This window comes from Croceicoccus sp., assembly GCF_983967925.1.
This window is the reverse complement of record NZ_CFETID010000032.1, coordinates 1-21,230: the sequence shown is the minus strand read 5'-3', so window position 1 is coordinate 21,230 and position 21,230 is coordinate 1. Positions and strand designations below refer to the sequence as shown.

18 protein-coding genes and 1 pseudogene are annotated in these 21,230 nt (G+C 62.5%); 11 read left to right on the top strand and 8 right to left on the bottom strand.

The features are described from left to right. Positions 1-2 precede the first annotated feature (2 nt). The 5 genes from AC4FIJ_RS14550 to AC4FIJ_RS14530 are packed head-to-tail and all read right to left on the bottom strand — an operon-like array spanning position 3 to position 8,563. Positions 3-1,652, bottom strand: a complete 1,650-nt coding sequence (locus tag AC4FIJ_RS14550) for a long-chain-fatty-acid--CoA ligase (RefSeq protein ID WP_228222509.1) — start codon at positions 1,650-1,652, stop codon at positions 3-5. A gap of 27 nt (positions 1,653-1,679) precedes the next feature. Beyond that, a complete protein-coding gene (locus AC4FIJ_RS14545; protein ID WP_025292312.1) occupies positions 1,680-3,440 on the bottom strand; it encodes an acyl-CoA dehydrogenase C-terminal domain-containing protein in 1,761 nt (586 codons plus the stop codon). Between the two features lie 21 nt (positions 3,441-3,461). Then, positions 3,462-5,759, bottom strand: coding sequence for a 3-hydroxyacyl-CoA dehydrogenase/enoyl-CoA hydratase family protein (locus tag AC4FIJ_RS14540; RefSeq protein WP_097137736.1), 2,298 nt, complete (start codon positions 5,757-5,759; stop codon positions 3,462-3,464). 1 nt (position 5,760) lies between these two features. Beyond that, positions 5,761-6,882 carry a thiolase family protein gene (locus AC4FIJ_RS14535; RefSeq protein WP_025292310.1) on the bottom strand — a complete coding sequence of 374 codons (1,122 nt, stop codon included), beginning with the start codon at positions 6,880-6,882 and terminating at the stop codon, positions 5,761-5,763. A 28-nt stretch (positions 6,883-6,910) separates the two neighbouring features. Then, positions 6,911-8,563 carry an electron transfer flavoprotein-ubiquinone oxidoreductase gene (locus AC4FIJ_RS14530; RefSeq protein ID WP_047100005.1) on the bottom strand — a complete coding sequence of 551 codons (1,653 nt, stop codon included), beginning with the start codon at positions 8,561-8,563 and terminating at the stop codon, positions 6,911-6,913. 188 nt (positions 8,564-8,751) lie between these two features. Here AC4FIJ_RS14530 and AC4FIJ_RS14525 point away from each other — a divergent pair, with 188 nt between their 5' ends. Both AC4FIJ_RS14525 and AC4FIJ_RS14520 read left to right on the top strand, forming a co-directional pair. Beyond that, positions 8,752-9,408: a TetR/AcrR family transcriptional regulator gene (locus AC4FIJ_RS14525; RefSeq protein ID WP_239371455.1), complete on the top strand. Its 657-nt coding sequence runs from the start codon at positions 8,752-8,754 to the stop codon at positions 9,406-9,408. A 276-nt stretch (positions 9,409-9,684) separates the two neighbouring features. Next, positions 9,685-10,386: an IS6 family transposase gene (locus AC4FIJ_RS14520; RefSeq protein WP_025292307.1), complete on the top strand. Its 702-nt coding sequence runs from the start codon at positions 9,685-9,687 to the stop codon at positions 10,384-10,386. Positions 10,387-10,433: 47 nt separating this feature from the next. Here the strand turns inward: AC4FIJ_RS14520 and AC4FIJ_RS14515 are convergent, their stop codons facing one another. Continuing rightward, the gene (locus AC4FIJ_RS14515) at positions 10,434-11,066 is read right to left on the bottom strand and encodes a hypothetical protein (protein WP_025292306.1); all 633 of its coding nucleotides are present in this window, start codon (positions 11,064-11,066) and stop codon (positions 10,434-10,436) included. A 157-nt stretch (positions 11,067-11,223) separates the two neighbouring features. Then, a pseudogene (locus AC4FIJ_RS14510) lies at positions 11,224-11,478 on the bottom strand (IS110 family transposase); the annotation flags it as partial. A gap of 853 nt (positions 11,479-12,331) precedes the next feature. Here AC4FIJ_RS14510 and AC4FIJ_RS14505 point away from each other — a divergent pair. From AC4FIJ_RS14505 to AC4FIJ_RS14465, 9 genes are all read left to right on the top strand, one after another. Then, positions 12,332-14,908 carry a TonB-dependent receptor plug domain-containing protein gene (locus AC4FIJ_RS14505; protein ID WP_490337391.1) on the top strand — a complete coding sequence of 859 codons (2,577 nt, stop codon included), beginning with the start codon at positions 12,332-12,334 and terminating at the stop codon, positions 14,906-14,908. A gap of 68 nt (positions 14,909-14,976) precedes the next feature. Beyond that, on the top strand, positions 14,977-15,519 hold the full coding sequence (locus AC4FIJ_RS14500) for a GNAT family N-acetyltransferase (RefSeq protein WP_490337390.1): 543 nt from the start codon (positions 14,977-14,979) through the stop codon (positions 15,517-15,519). Then, positions 15,519-16,346, top strand: coding sequence for a sulfite exporter TauE/SafE family protein (locus AC4FIJ_RS14495; RefSeq protein WP_490337389.1), 828 nt, complete (start codon positions 15,519-15,521; stop codon positions 16,344-16,346). The genes AC4FIJ_RS14500 and AC4FIJ_RS14495 overlap by 1 nt, the downstream gene beginning before the upstream one ends. A gap of 37 nt (positions 16,347-16,383) precedes the next feature. Continuing rightward, positions 16,384-17,508 carry a pyridoxal phosphate-dependent aminotransferase gene (locus tag AC4FIJ_RS14490; RefSeq protein WP_490337388.1) on the top strand — a complete coding sequence of 375 codons (1,125 nt, stop codon included), beginning with the start codon at positions 16,384-16,386 and terminating at the stop codon, positions 17,506-17,508. A gap of 31 nt (positions 17,509-17,539) precedes the next feature. Continuing rightward, on the top strand, positions 17,540-17,836 hold the full coding sequence (locus AC4FIJ_RS14485) for a hypothetical protein (protein WP_490337387.1): 297 nt from the start codon (positions 17,540-17,542) through the stop codon (positions 17,834-17,836). Positions 17,837-18,117: 281 nt separating this feature from the next. After that, entirely contained in the window at positions 18,118-18,402 is a 285-nt protein-coding gene (locus tag AC4FIJ_RS14480) for a hypothetical protein (protein ID WP_490337386.1), read from the top strand. Positions 18,403-18,592: 190 nt separating this feature from the next. Next, positions 18,593-18,895, top strand: coding sequence for a UrcA family protein (locus AC4FIJ_RS14475; RefSeq protein WP_490337385.1), 303 nt, complete (start codon positions 18,593-18,595; stop codon positions 18,893-18,895). A 270-nt stretch (positions 18,896-19,165) separates the two neighbouring features. Beyond that, entirely contained in the window at positions 19,166-19,450 is a 285-nt protein-coding gene (locus AC4FIJ_RS14470; RefSeq protein ID WP_490337384.1) for a hypothetical protein, read from the top strand. A 160-nt stretch (positions 19,451-19,610) separates the two neighbouring features. Continuing rightward, on the top strand, positions 19,611-20,549 hold the full coding sequence (locus tag AC4FIJ_RS14465; protein WP_490337383.1) for a hypothetical protein: 939 nt from the start codon (positions 19,611-19,613) through the stop codon (positions 20,547-20,549). Positions 20,550-20,604: 55 nt separating this feature from the next. Here AC4FIJ_RS14465 and istB read toward each other — a convergent pair. Beyond that, positions 20,605-21,230: IS21-like element helper ATPase IstB (gene istB, locus AC4FIJ_RS14460; protein WP_490337382.1), on the bottom strand; the 626-nt coding region annotated here is incomplete at its 5' end.

Sequence of the window (21,230 nt, the reverse complement as noted above, 5' to 3'; positions counted from 1 at the left end):
GCCTAGCCGATGATGCTGTCGTCGGGGGTGACGCTGGCATATTCCTTGAGCACGATATCGCGGATCGCGGTTTTCAGGAGCTTGCCGGTCGCCGTGTGCGGCAGTTCGTCGACGATGATCACGTCGTCGGGGATGCTCCATTTGGAGATCCTGCCGGTATAGTGCTCGACCATCTCGTGGCGGCCGAAGCTCTCGCCGGGCTTCAGGACGACGACGAGGACCGGGCGCTCGCCCCAGCGCGCATCGGGCTTGGCGACGACCGCCGCCTCCTTCACCGCCGGATGGGCCTGAGCGATGTTCTCCAGTTCGATCGAACTGATCCATTCGCCGCCGGATTTGACGACGTCCTTGGTGCGGTCGACGATCTGGACGAAGCCGTCCTCGTCCATGGTGACGACGTCGCCGGTGTTGAACCAGCCGGGAACTTCGTGTGCGGCACTTTCCGAAGTGTTGTAGTAGCCGGCGGCGACCCACGGACCGCGCACCATCATCGCACCGAAGGCCTTGCCGTCTCGGGTGATCGGCTTGCCGTCGGCGCCGTCGACGCGGAACTCCATGCCGTAGACCGGGCGGCCCTGCTTGGCCTCGAGCATCAGCCTCTGTTCGGGCGTGAGCGACTGATGCTTCGGCATCAGGCAGGCGGCGAGGCCGATCGGGCTGGTCTCGGTCATACCCCAGGCATGGCGGACCTTGACGCCCATGTTGTGGAAGCGGCTGATCATGATCGGCGGTGAGGCCGAGCCGCCGATCGCCACCCGCTTCAGGCTGGTGAAGCGCTGGCCGTGGGCGTCCATCCAGTCGAGCAGGCCGAGCCAGACGGTCGGAACGCCGGCGGTGCAGGTGACGCCTTCGGCTTCGAACAGGGCATGCAGGCTGGCGCCGTCGAGGTTCGGACCGGGCATGACGAGCTTGGCGCCGGCCATCGGGCCGGAGAAGGGGACGCCCCAGGCATTGACATGGAACATCGGCACGATCGGCGAGAGCACGTCGTTGGCCGACAGGCCGAGCACATCCGGCATCGAACTCGACATTGCGTGGAGCACGCTGGAGCGATGGCTGTAGAGAACGCCCTTCGGGTCCCCGGTCGTGCCGGAGGTGTAGCACAGGCCGGAGGCGGTGTTCTCGTCGAATACCGGCCAGTCGTATTCGTCGGACTCACCGGCGATCAGGGTCTCGTAGCAGGCAAGGTTCGGCAGGGCTTCCGACTTCGGCATGTGCGCCTCGTCGGTCATCATCACGATCGCCTTCATGCCGGAGAGCCGGTCGGCGAGTGCCTCCAGGATCGGCAGGAAGGTGAGATCGGCGAAGATCACGCTGTCGCCCGCATGCTCGATGATGTAGCCGATCTGCTCGCGGAAGAGCCGCGGATTGATCGTGTGGCAGACGAGGCCCGAACCGGAGACGCCGTAGTAGAGTTCCAGATGGCGGTAGCCGCTCCAGGCGAGTGTGCCGACGCGGTCGCCGAATTCGAGGCCGAGCCGCTTCAGCGCGTTGGCGAGCTTCTGGCTGCGCTTCGACAGATCGGCGTAGGTATAGCGGTGGATCGGTCCTTCGACCGTCTTCGACACGATTTCGGTCGTGCCGTGATAGGTCGCCGCGTGGCGCAGGATGGTCGACACCAGCAGCGGCGAGTTCATCATCATTCCGAGCATGCTACTTCCTCCCTTGGAGTATACGGATCAGAAAAGGTCTTGGTTCAGGGCAATGATCGAGGTCGCTCCGTTGGCGATCGCGGTTTCGAGGCCGAGGGTCTGCGGCAGCATGCGATCGGCGAAGAAATCGGCGACGGCGCATTTGCGGACCTTCGGCGGCGTATCGGCCGCCGCGGCGCTGGCGGCCATCTTCGCCCACATCCAGCCGAAGGCGGTGAGCGCGAAGAGGCGAAGATAGTCGGTTGCGGCCGAGCCGGCCACGGCCGGATCGCCGCTGCCGGCGAGCAGCAACTCGGTCGTGCGTTCGAGGCGGTCGAGCGCCGAGGCGGTGGCGGCGACGATCCGCTCTGTGGCGGGAACGAGTGACGCCGCCTGCAGATCCTGCTTGACCAGATCGAAGAAACGTCCGGCGAGTTCCCCGCCTTCCATCGGCAGCTTGCGGCCGACGAGATCCATGGCCTGGACGCCGTTGGTGCCCTCGTAGATCTGGGTGATGCGGGCATCGCGCACGAACTGCTCCATGCCCCATTCGCGGATATAGCCGTGGCCGCCGAAGACCTGTTGCGAAATCACCGCGGTCTCGAAGCCGAAATCGGTGAAGGCTGCCTTGACCACCGGCGTTAGCAGGGCGACGAAACCGTCGGCGCGCCGGCGTTCGGCGGGATCGGGATGGCGGGCGGCGATATCCATCTGCATGGCGGTCCAGATCGCCAGCGCCCGGGCGGCGTCGATGAAGGAACGGCCGGTCAGCAGCATCTTGCGTACGTCGGGATGCTCGATGATCGGGACGGGTCCGCGGCTGCCGTCGAGCGAACGACCCTGCAGGCGTTCGCGGGCGTAGCTGGCGGCCTTCTGATTGGCGGCTTCGGCGATGCCGAGACCCTGAATGCCGACGAACAGGCGTTCCGCATTCATCATCGTGAACATCGCATTCAGGCCGCGGCCCGGTTCGCCGACGAGCCAGCCGATAGCGCCGTCATAGTTCATGACGCAGGTCGGTTGGGCATGGATGCCCATCTTGTGCTCGAGCGAGCCGACCGACATGCCGTTGCGGGCGCCGAGGGAACCGTCGTCTTCGACGAGGAATTTCGGCGAGAGGAACAGGCTAATGCCCTTAACGCCCTTCGGTGCGTCGGGCAGGCGGGCGAGCACCAGATGGATGATGTTGCCGCCGAAATCCTGGTCGCCGGAAGAGATGAAGATCTTGGTGCCCTTGATCTTGTAGGAGCCGTCGCCGACGGGCTCGGCGCGGGCCGTGAGCAGACCGAGATCGGTGCCGGCGGAAGATTCCGTCAGCGCCATGGCCCCGGTCCATTCGCCGGAAATCATCTTCGGCAGGTATTTCGCCTTCAACTCGTCGCTGGCGTGATGCTCGATCGCCTCGACGGCGCCGCGCGTCAGGCCCGGGAAAAGGCCGAAGGAGAGATTGGCGGAAGACAGCATCTCGTCGAGCAGGATCTGGGTTGCGCGCGGCAGGCCCTGGCCGCCGAATTCCGGCGCGCCGGACAGCCCGGCCCAACCGGCCTCGACAAAGGCCTTGTAGGCGTCTGCGATGCCCTTCGGGGTGGAGACGAGGCCGTTTTCGAGCTTGCAGCCTTCTTCGTCGGCCGGGCGGTTCAAGGGTTCCAGCACGCCGGCGCAAAACTTGCCGCCTTCCTCGAGCACAGAGACGGCGAGTTCGGCGCTCACTTCCTCGTAGCCCGGCAGCGTCTGCATCTGGCCGTCGAAATCCAGCACGTCGTTCAGCAGGAAGGCGATGTCGTCGATCGGGGGATTGTAGGATGCCATGTCGTTGTTCTTCCTTGGCGATCAGTTGCGCAGCGGTTTGCCGGTGGTGAGCATGTGCTTCACCCGGTCCACGGTTTCCGGCGTCTCGAAGAGGGCAATGAAGGCCCGGCGTTCGAGGGCGATGATCTCGTCCTCGGTCGTCGGCTTCAACGGGTCGGCGTTCGGTCCGCCGCTCAAGACATCGATCAGCGCCGCGCCGACGACCTTGTCGTGGGCGGTGGCGCGGCCCGCGAGCGCTTCGCTCTCGACGATGTTGCGCATTGCCGAGGCGCCGGACGGACCGGACAGCGGTAATTGCGGCGGTTCCGGCGCGACGTAGCCGTCCACCAGCGACAGGGCTTTCTCTTTGGCGTCGGCCAGAAGGCGGTCACGGTTCATCGTGACACCATCGGTCGCCCTGAGGAAGCCGAGGCCGCGGGCCTCGAAGGCGCTGCCGGAGACCTGAGCCGGGGCGATGAGGTTGAAGGTGGCGATCGCGGGCGCGACCGGTCCCTTGGTGCCGCCGGCGAGCCCATATTGGCGGACCAGCATTTCCTTGCAGCCGCCCCAGCCCGGCACGACGCCGATGCGGGTTTCGACGAGGCCGATCGAGAGTTCGGCATGGGCCTGGATCGCGTCGCAATGGAGCAGGATCTCGCAGCCGCCGCCGAAGGCGAGCCCGGAGGGAGCGCCGACGACCGGGAAGGGCGCGTATTTGACAGCCATGAAGGTCCGGTGCCCCTTGTCGATGAACTTGCCGAGTGCTTCGGAACCGCCGGTCTCGACGGTTTCGAGGAAGACCCGGAGATCCGCGCCGGCGCTGTAGACGGGCGAATCCGAACCGATCACCAGTGCCTTGAAGCTCCTGCCGACCTCACCGAGCGCCGCATCGATCGCGTCGAGCAGGGCTTCGGAGAAGGTGTTCATCTTGGTGCGGAACTCGAGGCAGGCGACACCGTCGCCGAGATCCCAGAGCGCGGCGCAGCCATAGTCGACCACCGGCTTGCTCGAAAGCTTCACGTCGGCGATGGTGATGACGCCCTCGCCGCGCATGACCGGGCGAACGGCGCCATCGGGCAACAGGCAGCTCCGCCTGCCATCGACGACGCTGTAGAATCCGCCCTTTGCGGCGGCGAGCGCCAGATAGGCGGGAACAGTGAGACCGCGCGCCTCGAGCCGGTCCACCAGCCAGCCGGCGCCGAGGCGGTCGATCAGTTCGAACGGTCCCTGCTTCCAGCCATAGCCGGTGCGCATGGCGTCATCCACCGCGTCGGGGCGATCGGCGATTTCCGGAACGAGGGCGGCGGCATAGGCCAGCGATTTTTCCATGACGACGGAGGCGTAGCATCCGCCGGGGCCGGGATGTTCCATCAAGGCGCGCGCATCGCCCTTCGCGGCATCCAGGCTTTCGGAGGCGACCTTCTTCATCGGCCGGTAGTCGCCGGTCTTAAGGTCGGTGATGTCGCGGGTCTTGCGGTCGGCCGAAAGACGGACGAAACCGGCGCCGCTCTTTCGGCCGAGACGGTTTTCCGCGATCATTTTCGCGATCAGCGCCGGCTCGGCGTCATAGTCGTGGATCGCGTCGGTCTTCGGCAGGGCGTTCTGCAGGCTGCGCAGGATGGTCGGCATCAGGTCGATGCCGACGAGATCGAGCAGGCCGAAGATTCCGGTCGAGGGAATGCCGAAAGGCTTGCCGATGATGGCATCGGCTTCCTCGACGTCGAGGCCCATGGCGATCGCCTCGTTCTGGGCGACGACCATCCAGTAATTGCCGATGCGGTTGCCGATGAAGCCGGGCGTGTCCTTGCAGACGACGACCGTCTTGCCGAGGCCGCGATCGGCGAAGTCATGGATTTTCGCGGTCACGTCCGGCCGGGTCTTCGGGCCGGAGACAAGTTCCAGAAGCCGCATGATGCGCGGCGGATTGAAGAAGTGGGTGATGAGGAAATCGGCGGCGAAGCTTTCCGGCAGGCCGTCCGTCAACGCGGCGAGCGGGATGGTCGAGGTGTTGGAGGAGACGATCGAACCGGGTTTGCGCACCGCGTCGATCGCCTTGTAGAGGGCCTGCTTGATCTCCAGCCGTTCGGCGACGGCCTCGACGATCCAGTCGGCGTCGGCGAGCAGGCCCATATCGTCGCCGGTCGATCCGGTGGTGATGCGGCCGGCAAAGCTCTTGTCCATGAAGCCGTTCGCCTTCAGCTGGCGGGCGACGCCGCCGTCGGCGAATTTCTTTTCGATGTCGAGCAGCACGACCTCGATGCCGGCATTGGCGAGATGGGCGGCGATGCCGGAACCCATGACACCGGCGCCGATGACGCCGGCCTTGGTGATCTTCGTCATCTCACGCGGCCTCCACGACCATGGCGATGCCTTGACCGCCGCCGATGCATTGGGTGGCGAGGCCGTAGCGGCCACCATCACGTTTCAGCAGGGTGGATGCCTTGCCGACGAGGCGGGCGCCGGTGGCGCCGAGCGGATGGCCGAGCGCGATCGCGCCGCCGTCGCGGTTGAGGCTTTTGGGATCGATGTCGAGGTCGCGGCAGCAGGCGAGAACCTGCGAAGCGAAGGCCTCGTTCATCTCGATGACGTCGAGATCCGTGTTCCTGATACCGGCGCGAGAAAGCGCCTTGCGAGTCGCCTCGACCGGGCCGATGCCCATGATCTCGGGCGCGCAACCCGCGACCGCGTAGCCGGCGATCCGGGCGAGCGGCTTGAGGCCGTGCCTGTTGACGAAGGCCTCGGAGCAAATCAGCGTCGCCGAGGCACCGTCGGTCAACGGCGAGGAATTGCCGGCGGTGACCGAGCCACCGGCCTTGAAGGCGGTCTTGAGGCCGGCGAGCTTCGCCGCGTCGGTCTCGCGCGGGCAGCCATCGGCGGTCACGTCGCCGACCGGCGCGATCTCGGCCGCAAGCCTGCCGTCGGCGCGGGCGGCGAGCGCCTTCTTCTGGCTTTCCAGCGAATAGGCGTCCTGCTCCTCGCGCGAGAGCGAATAGCGGTCGGCGAGGTTTTCCGCCGTCAGGCCCATGTTGAGGAAGGCGAGGCGCTGCACGTCGCTCCAGCCGGGATTGGGCATGGGGTTGAAGCCCATCATCGGCACGCGGCTCATGTTCTCGACCCCGCCCGCCACGAAGACGTCGCCGGCGCCCATGGCAATCGCGCCGGCGGCCATCTGGATCGCCTGCATGGAAGAGCCGCACCAGCGGTTGACGGTGGAGCCGCCGACCGATTGCGGCAGGCCGGCGATCAGCGCCGCGCAGCGGGCGATGTTCAGGCCCTGCTCGCCCTCGGGGAAGGCGCAGCCGAGGTTCACATCCTCGATTTCCGCCGGATCGACGCCGGACCGGTCGACAAGCGCCTTGATGACGCCGGCGACGAGGTCGTCCGGCCGGGTGCCGGCGAGGGCGCCGCGATAGGCGGGTGTGAACGGGCTTCTGAGGTAATCGACGATATAGGCCGTGCTCATTCAGATCTTCCTTTTCATGACGGGGGCGTCACATGTTCGGATAGTTCGGTCCGCCGCCGCCTTCGGGCGGGACCCAGGTAATGTTCTGCGCGGGATCCTTGATGTCGCAGGTCTTGCAGTGAACGCAGTTCTGCGCGTTGATGACGAAGCGCGGTTCGGCGTGGTTTTCCGCGTCGTCGTGGACCACCTCGTAGACGCCGGCCGGACAGTAGAGCCGGGCGGGCTCGCCATAGAGCGGCAGGTTGCGGCCGATCGGGATCGACGGATCGGCGAGCCGCAAATGAACCGGCTGATCCTCGACGTGGTTCGTGTTCGACAGGAACACGGAGGACAGCCGGTCGAAGGTCAGGACGCCGTCCGGCTTGGGATAACGGATCGGGGTGACCTCCGAGATCGGTTTCAGGCTTTCGAAATCGGCCTTCCTGTGCCTGAGCGTGCCGAAGGGCGAGAGGCCGGTCAGCGTCTGCAGCCACATGTCGATGCCGCCCAGCGCGACGCCGAGGGCCGTGCCGAAGCGGGACCAGAGCGGCTTGACGTTGCGCACCGGCTTCAGGTCGCGGCCGATGACGGAGGCGCGCCAGCCGTTTTCGTAGTCGTCCAGCGCATCGGCAGCACGGCCGAATTTCAGCGCGGCGAAGGCCGCCTCCGCCGCCTGGATGCCGGAATGGATGGCGTTGTGGCTGCCCTTGATGCGCGGCACGTTCATGAAGCCGGCAGCGCAGCCGACCAGCGCGCCGCCCGGAAAGGCGAGCCTGGGCACCGACTGCCAGCCGCCCTCGGTCAGGGCGCGGGCGCCATAGGCGATGCGTTTGCCGCCCTCGAAGGTTTCGCGGATCAGGGGGTGGGTCTTGAAACGCTGGAATTCCTCGAAGGGAGAGAGCGTGGGGTTCTTGTAATCGAGATGCAGCACGAAGCCGACGGTCACGAGATTGTCTTCGAAGTGATAGAGGAAGGAGCCGCCGCCCGTCTTCAGGTCGAGCGGCCAGCCGAAGGAATGCTGGACGAGGCCGGGGCGGAACTTCTGCGGGTCGATCTGCCAGAGTTCCTTGATGCCGATGCCGAATTTCTGCGGCGAGCGGCCCTCCATCAGATCGAAGCGGGCCAGAAGCTGCTTGGTCAGGCTGCCGCGCGCGCCCTCGGCGAAGAGGGTGTATTTCGCCCGCAATTCCATGCCCGGCGTATGGTCGTCCTTGGCCTTGCCGTCGCGATCGATGCCCATGTCGCCGGTGGCGATGCCGGCGACCGCGCCGTTTTCGTCGTAGAGCACTTCGGTCGCGGCGAAGCCCGGATAGATCTCCACGCCAAGGGCTTCCGCATGCGCCGCCAGATAGCGGGCGACATTGCCGAGCGAGCCGATGAAATTGCCATGATTGCTCATCAGCGGCGGCATGAAGGCATTCGGAAGGCGGATATGGCCGGCCGGCCCGAGAAAATAGAAACGGTCGTCGGAAACCTCGGTCTTCAGCGGGCGTTCCGGATCCTTTCGCCATTCGGGCAGAAGCCGGTCGAGGCCGGAGGGATCGATGACCGCGCCAGAGAGGATATGCGCGCCGACCTCGGAGCCCTTCTCCACGACGACCACGGAGAGATCCGCGCCCTTTTCATCGGCGAGCTGTTTGAGGCGGATCGCGGCGGCAAGCCCGGCGGGTCCGGCACCGACGATGACGATGTCGAAATCCATCGATTCGCGCAGATTGTCGCTCACCCGGTCTCCTCCTCTTGACGCTGTCAATCCTGTATCAAACGATTGTTACAATTGGCAAGCTGAATCTTTACCGGCATGATGCCGGTGAGGTAATGCTTGTGAAACGATGTCGGTCGGCGCTTCGCGCGGCCGGCCTACAAGTGAAACGGGAAGCGAGAACCAGAATGAAGGACGCGGGAGGTGGGGTCTCTACCCTGCGTGACAGTCTTGCCGCCGCAATGGTCGGCGGCGAGTTGAGCGAGCGGCATTGTGAAATCCTCGAGGCCGCCGCCGGCTTGTTCGCCGAAAGGGGCTATGCGGCGACCTCCGTGCGCGATATCGGCGAGAAGGTCGGCCTGCTGGGCGGTTCGCTCTATCACTACATCAAGTCCAAGGAAGCCTTGTTCGTTCGCATCCACGACATGGCGCTGCAGGTGGCCGGGGACCGGATAGCGACGGCCATGGCGGGCAAGACAGATCCGTGGGAGCGTCTCGAGGCGGCTTGCGTCACGATGCTGGAAATCCAGCTCGATCCGCACTCTCTGACCATGCCGTTGATGAATGATTTCGCTTCCGCGCCGCCGGAAATACGCGAGCGGCTGGTGGCGAAGCGCGATGCCTTCGAAGCGATATTCCGTGAGCTGATCCCGGGGTTGCCGCTCGACCCGGCGCTCGACCGCGGCGTCTACCGTCTGCTGCTGCTGACATTGCTCAACAATGTCAGCAGCTGGTACCGCCAGGGCGGCATGAGCCCGGAGGATATCGGCCGGCAGATCGTGAGGATCTTCCGCCACGATGTTAAGGAAAAAGAGGGCGTAGAGCGAGTATCTCCGGCGAGATGAAACCCCGTCGCCGACAAGCTATCACGAGATGAGACAGAAATCCGGACCGCAAACAACAACGGTTTAAGAGACCATCAAGAGCATCCGCCGGGCGAGGTGCAAGCATCACTCGGTCGAGAACCAAAGCCCGGTGATCGTATTTTGGTAGATCCTGCTCCTCCTCGGTTCTCCGCAACTGCGACCGCGGTCAACGGATCTCGCTCTTGGCCTCCAGAAGCTCCTTCGACGGCATCGTAAACTTAACGGAATTTGGAGCTTGTTGGGCGATGCTGGGGCATGACAGACCGTGATCCCCTCTACCGACGCCATCGCTTTCCAGCCGAAATCATTGCCCACGCTGTGTGGCTCTATTTCCGCTTCCCACTGAGCTTGCGAATGGTCGAGGACATGCTGGCGGCCCGTGGCATCATCGTTTCACATCAGACGGTCCGACTATGGGCGGAGAAGTTCGGTCGCGCCTTCGCCAACGACATCCGCGGACGGGTGTCCGGCCGGTTCGGCGACAAATGGTATCTCGACGAGGTCGTCATTTCGATCCGTGGCAAAAAGCATTGGCTGTGGCGCGCCGTCAATCAGGATGGTTTCGTTCTCGATGTTCTGGTGCAAAGTCGCCGCAACGCCAAGGCGGCAACGCGCCTGATGCGCAAGCTGTTGAGGGGCCAGGGCCGGGCGCCACGGGTAATGATCACCGACAAGCTTCGATCCTATGACGCGGCAAGGCGAGAGATCATGCCGGGTGTGGAGCATCGTTCCCACAAAGGCCTGAACAATCGGGCGGAAAATTCCCATCAACCGATCCGACGACGAGAGCGGATCATGAAGCGGTTCAAATCGACCCGACATTTGCAGCGCTTCGTCTCTATCCACGATCCGATTGCAAACCTCTTTCATATTCCCCGTCACGACATCTCCTCCGGCCATCATCGCGAATTGCACGCCGCTGCAATGGACCAATGGGCAAAAATCGCTCGACTATAACCTGCCGCAGATACCCTGCATCCCAGCTCGCCTCGCAACGGTTAAGTTTACGATGCAATCACATGCCCTGATAGGTCCGTTGTGACGCAACCCATGATGTGGAGATATCGCAGCAGCGAGCGAAGCCGCTCCGCGACAGACTTCAGCGAGCCGCGCGTCAGTTTCGGCGCGCGCAGATCCATGTAACGGTCTATGTCAACGATGCTCAGACCCGCCAAGCCGCCGCTTCCGCAATCGATCTGCCAGGCAAGAAAGTTCCGGGCTTCCCACATCAGCGCTGCGACGCTGGAGCGAGCCAACCCGCGTTCCTCACGCAGCCAGATTTCGTATTCGTCGCAAACTGCAAATCGGGCCACATCGGCCGCGCAGATAGGCTCGATTGCTGGCGGCCATTGACCGTGAGCAAGTCGCAACAACGCATGAATCCCGGAACGCGGAACCTTGTACCAGCGTGCGCTGGGACGTCGACCACGCTCCTTTTCGAACTTTACGATCGCGTGCCGCAGGTATTGCTCTACCTGCACGTCGATCACGTCTGCGACCGGGACGCCCCGCAGTACCAGATAATCGAGAAATCCAGATGCGTAGGTGCAGTAATTCCTCACCACGACCGGGCTGTATCCCTGACTGAGAAGCGAGGAATTGAGTGCGGAAATAAGTTCGTGATGGTTATCGAGCATTGGCGGGTCCTCTGTTGGTCAATTGACCCGCAGAGGTTCGGCACCAAATAATGCAAAGCAAGCCCATCCGAAAACGGCGAAAATCCGCCGATCAGGCCGCGTTCCTCCGCATTATGGAGACCTCGTGATTAGTCCGCTTATGGCGAGGTGACCATAATTTGACGAACGGCTTTACGTAGGCCGGCGGGATCAGCCGCACCTCGTGCCCCATCGATTGCAGCTGGCGTGCCCAGTGATGCGCACCGCCGCAGGCTTCGAGCGCCACGATGCACGCCGGCTGACCGGCGAAGAAGTCGAGCAGCTTGCTTCTCGTCAGCTTGCGACTGAAGATCATCGTGCCGCGTTCGTCAGCACCGTGCGCATGAAAAACGTTCTTGGCGATATCCAGACCGATTGTGGTAACTTCCGACACGGACGCCTCCCTCAGTGATGTTTCAACACCTCCACTTTGGCACATAGATGCCGTCGGGGGGCGTCCACCCCATCAGGTTTTAGGGAGTGAAACGCGGATAGCGGTCATTCCGCAAGATGAGTTAGCATGTCAGCTACGCGCCCGGTTTCGGTCATAAAAGGCCGATCTTCGTTCGCGCGAAAGCAAACATAAATTCGCAGGGTCGGACCGCTGCTAAGTCGGCAATCGAAGTCATTTCGAGATGGGGGGCCATGATTGAGGGGCGTGTCATACCAGCCGAACAGGCGACCCGCGGCATGTCGCATTACGTTCGACCGCCTCGACCGGTGCACGTCGCTGCGCGTCATTGAGAATCAACGCCTGGCCCGAGGCCTTTGCCGTCCAGCAAACCGCCAGAACCGAAGGCATTGCGGAAAGACGATACCGCCAAAGAAAATGCTGATGCGATGTCGCGCTATGCTGCTTCATTGCGAACGCCGACAAAGGGCCCTCCCTCACATCGCAGGCGAGGGCGTCAGTCACAGCCGGGTTTAACTTGAATATCCGTCACTTCCGGCGATCGGGGAATTCGGCGCCCTCGCTTATCCCGGTTTGCGGAAGCACGCCGACCTCATCGCTGTAATTTAAATATCAACATTTGTGTTTCTCGTCTTGTCATCAAACTGCAACATCGGCATCTTGGGGAAGAAATTTACGCCAGTTGTTCTGTTTGAGGCAGACTGGGAAGATATTCGGAGAAATTCATCAGGGAATAACAAGACGCGGTCGTGACGGGGCGTATACGCCACGAACCGATACGTTTCGATAGAACGGAGAATGGGGGAGGAGATCATCCATAATCAAGGGGATCTCCATGAAGCGACGTTCGTTTGTATCGACATTTGCAATTGCAGGAAGCCTGCTCTTTCCGTCACTTGCGACGGCCCAGATTACGCCAACCGCCGACGAAGTATCCGAAGAGGATGGCGCCATCGTCGTCACAGGGTTGCGAGGGGTGGACCGCACGGTCGCCGAATCTCCGGTTCCGATCGACGTTTTTTCTTCCGACGATCTCGAAGCGGTTTCCTATACCGATACCAATGACGTATTGAAGACGCTCGTTCCTTCCTACACTCTCTCGCGCCAGCCGATTTCCGACGGTTCCAGCTTCATACGTCCGGCAACCTTGCGCGGCATGCCCACCGACAAGACCCTTGTGCTGGTCAATTCGAAGCGCCGCCACCGGGCCGCCCTGGTCACCATCGGCGGATCGGGCACGCAAGGTCCCGACATCGCGACCATCCCCACGATCGCCCTGAAATCGGTGCAGGTTCTGCGCGACGGCGCAGCCGCGCAATACGGCTCCGACGCCATTGCAGGGGTGATCAACTTCCTGCTGAAGGATGCGAGCGACGGCATCTCGCTTGAAGCCGAGGCTGGGCAGTTTTACGAAGGCGACGGTTTCGAATATCGCTTTGCCGGCAATATCGGTCTTCCGCTGGGCGATAATGGCTTCATCAATCTTTCGGCCGAATATTACGATGCCGACAGCACCAATCGGGCCGAGCAATATTGCGAACCCTGGTTCTGCGTTGACCAATATGCCGCCCAGCCCGGTAACGAGGAATTTGCCGCGGCAGTCGAAGGCATCGACACGGTCCAGCCCTGGGGCCGCCCCTCGCTGGAGGCGGTGCGGACCTTCGTGAATGCCGGCTACACATTGTCGGACGCAGCCGAGCTTTACGGCTTCGGCAGCTATAGCTGGAGCACCGGCACCGGCAATTTCTTCTATCGCTACCCCGGCAACGGCACGATCGAGCCCATCCGCCGCGAGGACGGGTCGATCTGGACGCCGCTCGAGTTCTTCCCCGGCGGCTTCACGCCTTCCTTCACGGGCGAGATCTCTGACTATTCGATGGTGGGCGGCATGCGCGGCGATCTGTCCGATATGCTCTCCTATGACCTGTCGGCCCGCTATGGCCGGAACGAGATTTCTTACACGCTCTCGAACACGATCAACCCCTCGCTCGGCCCGGATTCACCCACCAGCTTCGAGCCGGGCGATCTGATCAACGACGAATTCCAGCTTCAGGCCGACTTCGTCATGGCCTTCGACGTCGGCCTTGCCGGAGACCTCAGCTTCGGTTTCGGCGGCACCTATTTCGAGGAAGGCTACGAACTGGTGGAAGGCGAGCCACTATCTTATGCGGCAGGTCCCTACAGCAGCGCGGATCCATGGGGCTTCTGTACCGACGACGGCATGGCGACGCCAACGGGTGCGGGGATCCCGGGCCTCGACTGTTCGGACGGCGACGATCCGGTCTATACCGTCGTAGGGGTCGGTTCGAACGGCTTTCCGGGCTATTCGCCCGATTTTTCGGGCACCTACGACCGCCATAGCTTCGCCCTCTATGGCGATCTCAGCGCCGACGTTACCGAGAACTTGTTCCTGCAGGGCGCGCTTCGGTACGAGGACTATTCCGACTTCGGCACCGAGCTGATCTACAAGGTGGCGGGCCGTTATGAGTTCATCGACGGGTTTGCAGTGCGCGGATCGTACGGCACCGGCTTCCGGGCTCCCACGCCGGGCCAGCAGGGAACGACGAATGTGTCGACCCGCCTGCCGAACGGTTTCCCGGTCGCGACGGGGCTTTTTCCGGCGGGAAGCGCGGTGGCACAGGCGCTGGGCGCAACCCCGCTCCGGCCGGAGGAATCCACCAACTACACGCTGGGGCTGACCGGGGATCTGGGCAATTTCACCTATTCGATCGACTATTACCGGATCGAGCTGCAGGATCGTCTAAACGCCATCTCGACCATCAGTGTCGTCGACGATTGCGACACCGCGACGGATGGTATCCAGGACGGTTGCCTTGGCTTTCGCGGCAATCTGATCGATGCCGGTGTGGTCGGCGCCGAATCCATCGGCGGCGTGTTCTACTTCACCAACGCGTTCGACACGGTGACCCAGGGCGTGGACATCGTGGGAAGCTATACCACGATGTGGAGCGCCGGGCGGACCAGCGTGACCGCAGCGGTCAATTACAACAAGTCGAAGTTCGACGGTCCGGTCGACGGCTTGTTCAACGACGAGGACCAGTACGACTTCGTCAATTTCGATCCGAAATGGCGGGGCGTGCTTACTGTTTCCCACGATGCCGGTCCCGCCGGGCTTGTCGTCCGCGCCAATTACTTTGGCAAGTCGACGAACTCGGACGGCAGCAACGCGCCTCTCGTCTACCAGACCTATGGGTCGGAAATCATGTTCGACGTGGAGGGAAGCTATAGCCTGACCGACCTGATCACGCTGTCGGTGGGCGCGCGCAACATCTTCGACAATTATCCCGACAAGGCGGATTTCGAATATTGCTGCGGCCGGGTCTACAACTCGGGTTCGACCGTCGACTGGATGGGCGGCTATTACTACGCGCGCATCCGGGCGCGCTTCTGATTACCGTGGCCGGGGGTGCCAGTGCATGCCCCGGCCCGGCTTTTACATGCATGGCTGACGGCGGCATCATGAAAGCAGGACAGGATCGGCTCACGCGGCCGCGACTTCGGCTGGCGGCGCCGAAGGATGCGGACCAGCTTCGCGAACTGATCCGCCTGTCCACCCAGACCTTGCTGGCGCGCATGCTGTCGGCGCAGCAGGTGGCCGAGAGCCATCGTTTCATGACGCTGGATACCCAGCTGATCGAGGACCGAACCTATTTCGTGGCCGCCATCGGCAACCGCCTTGCGGGCTGCGGCGGGTGGAGCCGCCGTGCGACCGATTACGGCGGCGACACGGCCGATCGGCGCGACCTACGCCTGCTCGACCCCGCTAGCGAACCGGCAAGGGTGCGCGCCATGTATACCCATCCTGACCTGACCCGACTGGGGATAGGTCGGATGATCCTCGAAAGCAGCGAGGCGGCGGCTCGTTCCGAAGGCTTTTCGCAAGTCCTTCTGTTCGCGACCGTCGGCGGCGAACCGCTGTACCGCGCCTGCGGCTACCGCGAGCTTTCGAGACAGCTTGACGGAAGCGTTCCGATTGTCCGGATGATAAAGGATATTGCTTGATGGAGTTCATCTGGGACTGGGCGCCGATCATCGCCCTGATGCTAGGAGCGGGCCTGCTTGCCGGACTGGCCGCGGGATTGTTCGGCATCGGCGGCGGCTTCGTCGTCGTCCCCGCGCTGTTCGTGATGCTGCCCCTGTTGGGCGGATCGAAGGAAGAACTGGCGCATGTCGCCATCGGCACCTCGCTCGCGACCATCGTGGTGACATCGCTGCGATCGGTGCAGGCGCATGCCCGGCGCGGCGCGGTGGATGTCGAATTGCTGAAATCATGGGCGCCCTTCATTGTCGTCGGATCGATCAGCGGGGTTGCGCTGGCATCACTGGTGACCAGCTCGGTGCTGGCCATCATCTTCGGGGCGGGCGTGCTGATCATGGCGGTTCATTTCCTCTATCCGGTGCTGAAGTCGGTGAAGCTGGGCAACGACATCCCGAACGGCGGCGGGCGCGTCGCCATCGCGACCGGACTGGGCGCTTCGTCATCGCTGCTCGGCATCGGGGGCGGGACCGTCGCGATCATCGTGATGACGCTCTATGGCCGTTCCATCCACCGCGCGATCGGCACGGCATCGGGTATCGGAGTGATCATCGCCCTGCCTTCGGCCATCGGCTACGCCATTATAGGACTCGGCGCCTCGGGACTGCCGGTCGGATCGGTGGGCTATGTCAATCTGATCGCTGCCATCTCGATCGTCACCATGTCGGCGATTTCCGCGCCGTGGGGCGTGGCGGCCGCCCACCTGCTCAGCGCAAAGCTGATGCAGCGCATCTTCGGCATCTACCTGCTGTTCATCGGCGCGCTGATGATCCGGAACGGGCTTGTTGCCTGACCATCCAGTATCTCATTCAACTTCAGGAGGATATTCCATGGGCTTTTCACGACGCGGATTGATCGGCGGCGCCTCGATGGGCAGCGCGGCTCTCATGACCGGCAATGCGCTGGCGCAATCGGTGATGGGGCAGAAGATGACGCCCGGATCGACTTCGCCGTTCGGCCCGCCCGCTGGCATGGCGCTGCTTTCGCGGAATGAAAATCCGTATGGTCCGGCGCCCAGCGCGATCAAGGCGATCTATGACGAGGCGAAGAACGGCTGCTATTACGCGGATGGCGGCGTGAAACTGCTGACCGAGATGATCGCCGGCCATTATGCGCTGGAACCGGCCAATGTGATCGTCGCGTCGGGATCGACCGAGGTGCTCTGCGCGGCGGCGCTGGCCATTCCCGATGGCAAGGCGGTCCTGTGCCCCGATCTGTTCTGGGATACCACCGTTCTCTATGCCGAACGCAAGGGCGCACGCGTAAAGCGCGTGCCGCTGGGCGAGGACATGGGTGTCGATCTTGCCGCGATGGCGGCGGCGATCGGACCCGACGTGGGCATGATCCAGATCTGCAATCCCAACAATCCCACTGGGATGGCCGTGGGGGGCGAGCCGCTGCGCGATTTCATCCGCAGCGTGCCCGCCGACATCCCGGTCCTGGTGGACGAGGCCTATAACGAGCTGACCAGCGATCCCGCTTTCTACTCGGTATCAGACATGGTCAACGATCACCCGAACCTGATCGTTTGCCGCGCCTTTTCCAAGATCTATGGGATGGCCGGCCTGCGCGTCGGCTATGCGCTGGCGCATCCCGACACGGTCAAGACGCTGCAGGGCTATCTGATGAGCTTTGGCGGAAATACTGCAGGTCTTGCCGCAGCAATCGCCTCTTTCGAGGACGAGAGTTTCAAGGCCTATTCCAAGGCCCAGGTCTTATCCGCGAAGCAGATCATCATGTCCGCGGTCGAGAGTGCAGGCTTGTCGGCCCTGCCGTCCGAAACGAACTTCGTGTTCGTGAAGGTGCCCGACGCCGATGCGCTGCAGGCCGCCATGAAGGAGAACGGTGTCCTGATCCGCGGCGCCTATGGCGAATGGACCGGCTGGTCGCGTGTAAGTACAGGCAAGATCGAGGACGTGAGCAAATATGCCCGGCTGCTGCCCCAGCTGGTGTAGGCGCGGGGGCGAGGACTGGCGGCCGTCCTAGATGAGCCGCGCCAGGCTGCTGGCACGCGGCAGATGCTTTGGCCAGCCAAAGCAGACAAGCATCGCTGCCGGCTTCGCCTTCGCGGAGATAAAGACCGTGGTATTGCCGATACGGGCCGCCTCGCGTGTGGATGGGCGGACTGCAGGCGAGGCGACGCTCTCCCGCCATAAGGTTGCGATCGACGAGCGTCGCAAGCCTTTTCCTGTTGTTCGACTTGATGATTTCGACGAGCTTGATACCAGCTGCGGCTTCGATAGGAGCGATGACGAAACTCCCGATCAGAAGCGTTGGTTTTAAGGCCCACAAAAGTCGGTTGGTGGCGGCGGCATTCGCGGACTTTCCGACGATGCCCTCATGTGGGTGTTGACGGGTGCGAAGAGAGCCGGGCTGCGATTGGACACCGCGAGGGGGAGTCAGAATTCATGGTTTGCGGCCAGATCCTTTCGCGCCGTTGGTCAACGAAACAGATCCCAAATTCGGTGCAACTGGATCGATCAAAGGCGGCCGCGATCGTCCGCGGCATTCATGGCAGCTATCAAAAAAGCGCTATCCGCCGCTGGTGAGCTTCCGCTCGTCCAGTGGGTAGCGAAGCCTGCCAGCCCGGCACGCTCGATCACGTGAAGCAGGAACTTAACGCTGTGGGTTCTTGGAGGTTCGAGCCGCCCACCGAACTGGTCACGACCGCCCCTGCACTCGCGAATGAGAGTGAGGTGAAGATCGTGCGCGTCAAGCTAGCCGACGATGATTTTGCCAATGCCCGATCGATCTCGCAAGTGGACAGTGAGATCCGGCACGGCGCCGTCAAGGCGTGTGACCGAACGACCGTTTCTTCCATCCCTCTGGAAAGAAGCAGGTTTTTATAGCCAATTCTATTTCTGCCTCAAATCAACAGCTTGCGGAGATCGAGGCAAAGTATTCTTTAGGCTACGGCGGCTAATCTCCCCCGAAATCCCGTCAAAGGCAAAATTATCGCGGGCAAATGACACTAAAAGGTCTATATGAACATTGGATAAGGCCCCATTAGCGGGTCAGAACCGTGAGAGGAGAACATGAATGCGAAAGATCGCGCTTGCGGTCGCCCTATGTGGCGGCTTGCTGACAACCCCTGCCCTTGCTGAACCCCAAACGCAGGAAATCGTCGTTTCCACGATCAACCGCAGTGCCGGCGATGTACGCCAATTGCCAGCATTGGAAAGCGACCTGCGCGAAGCAGCCCGGACCGTTTGTTCGGTTGGGCGCGTAAATCGCGGTCCGATGGACGACCGCCAGAAGGTCTGCTTCCGCAAGGCTATGCTTGATGCCCGCGACCAGCTTGTTGAGTTTGAGCAGAGGCAGGCAATCGCGCAAGGCGGCTGACAAGACAGCCTTGTTTGAAATTAAATCAAAAGGGGTGGCTCCCGAAAGGGAGCCGCCCCTTGTCTGAGAAGTTAATTATTCCTCCCGAAACGCGGCTATTTCGGCGCCATACGTGCGTCTGTTGGTCTACCAACCCGAAATGGGGCTTTATCAAACTCACCAGAGGGAAGCTGCAGGACCATACGAACAACGTCTTCTGGTGCATAGGCAGTCTCGACCCTGTTCAAAGCAACAAACAGCCGTGCGAAGTCATATGCGTGGGGTTCGCGAATGCTGGCGACGATATACACCATCCACAGGCGAACCCAGACGCAGATTTACGATCTGCTGCACCGCATGGCGACCAAACGCGCGATTGACGGCTTCCTCCTTCCGTATCTCGGTCAGCAGGATGACAAGCTGCCATTTCGTCCGGCGGACATGATCGCGCGCGATCACGTGATGAACAATCCAACGGATTTCAGTCCTATGTTGAAGGACAACATCGCGCTGCTTGCGGGACGCGGCGAGCAGCTTACCCGCCTTCTGCTCGAGATCTATGCGCCCCATCTCTAGACCGATCGAGATCGCACCGGTCTGCGTCGCTAACCCGATTGCGACCGGAACGCTTCCGGAGCGGGAGGCGAAATCCGATCACCTTGACCCCTGCGAGCCCAGTCCAGCGCAGCGGTTGCGTCCTCCGGAACTTCGGAAACTAGCTAGGTAGAGGTGCGGATTGATCATGGACTACTCAGATGGCTTTTTCGCTGTTCGGTTCCCGCCGGATTTCCCGGTGGAAGACGTGCTTAAGATTGCGTCGGATCTTACGGACAGCTGCGGGGTTGTCGCCGGCTACATTCCTGCCGCGCGCGGAATGCTTGACCTGATGGTAATGGAATACTCCAAGATGGCGGGAGAAACAACGATCGTTCTTCCTGACCGGAACCTCATTTCCCGCATGGCCGCGATCGCCGAGGGCCGCGCACGATATCCGCTCGATAAGACAAGCCAGCTCGCTGCCGACCTGATGGCCTATTGCCAGTGCGTGGGTATCGACTTCGACCCTACGATTGCGTTTCACGAGCTCGTCCACAAAGAGGGGAACGCCGAGGCCAACCGTGAACTGGCATGGTTCCGCGCGAGCGACAGCGCGCAGGCGCTCGCTTGGGTCGACATATCGCGTGGCCGAACAAAAACGCTGGGGATGCTTAGCCCGGCCCCGTTGACCAGTCATGACCTGGCTGCGCCGCTCAACCGGTGGGAGCGCAACTATATCGTGGCGCTGAAGATTGCAGAGCTCGAACTTTCCGACAGGAAGCCGTTAGAGCGCGCGCTGGCACTGCTCGACTGGATGCTGACGGACTTCTTTCTGGCCGGGCCTGCCGCGATCTTCGCCTCGATGTACTTCTCGCCCAATGCGGAGAAGAAGCGACTGATGAAGTCCCTGCGCTCAGCGAACCGCGAGAAGGCCATCGACGGCGTCCGGAATGCGGCATGGGATATGACGTATCTCAGCGAACTTGCGCGCCGGATGAAGGATGCGGGCGCCGGCCCCGCGCGATTTATCTTCGCTACCGTGTCAATCGGCGCGCAAACGGGGACCGGGATCGGCGTGCAAAAGGGGACCACGGGATTGATGCGCGCCCACGCCTTAGCGGGACGGCGCAGGGCGTAGCCCGGAGACGTTCCGCTAAGGCGTAAATCGTCTTCTTTTCGTCTGATGGGCAGGCTCAGCTGCGGTTCTTGAAGCGCCAGCTATCGTTGCCGGTCTCGATGATGTCGCAATGGTGCGTGAGCCGGTCGAGCAGTGCCGTGGTCATCTTCGCATCGCCGAAGACGGTCGGCCATTCGCCGAAGGCGAGGTTGGTGGTGACGATGACCGAAGTGCGTTCGTAGAGGCGGCTGACGAGATGGAACAGCAACTGGCCGCCAGTACGCGCGAACGGAAGATAGCCGAGTTCGTCAAGGATCAGCAGGTCGAGCCGCGAGAGATGCTCGGCGAGTTTGCCGGTCCGGCCCTGAAGGGTTTCCAGTTCGAGCAGGTTGACCAGATCGGTGGTGTTGTAGAACCGGACCCTGGCACCGCCGCGGATGCAGTTGCGGGCGATGGCGATGCTGAGGTGGGTCTTTCCCGATCCCGTGCCGCCGACCAGCACGACATTGCGCTGGCTGGCGAGGAAGGTGCCGGTGGCAAGGTCGCGGACCAGCCCTTCGTTGATCGGTGTGCCGGTAAACTCGAAGCTGTCGAGTTCGCGTGCGAGCGGCAGCTTGGAGGCGGTCATCTGGTACTTGATGGAGCGGGCATGTTGATTTCCACTGAGAGCTGACCCGGGATTTCCATCGAGAATTGACCCGG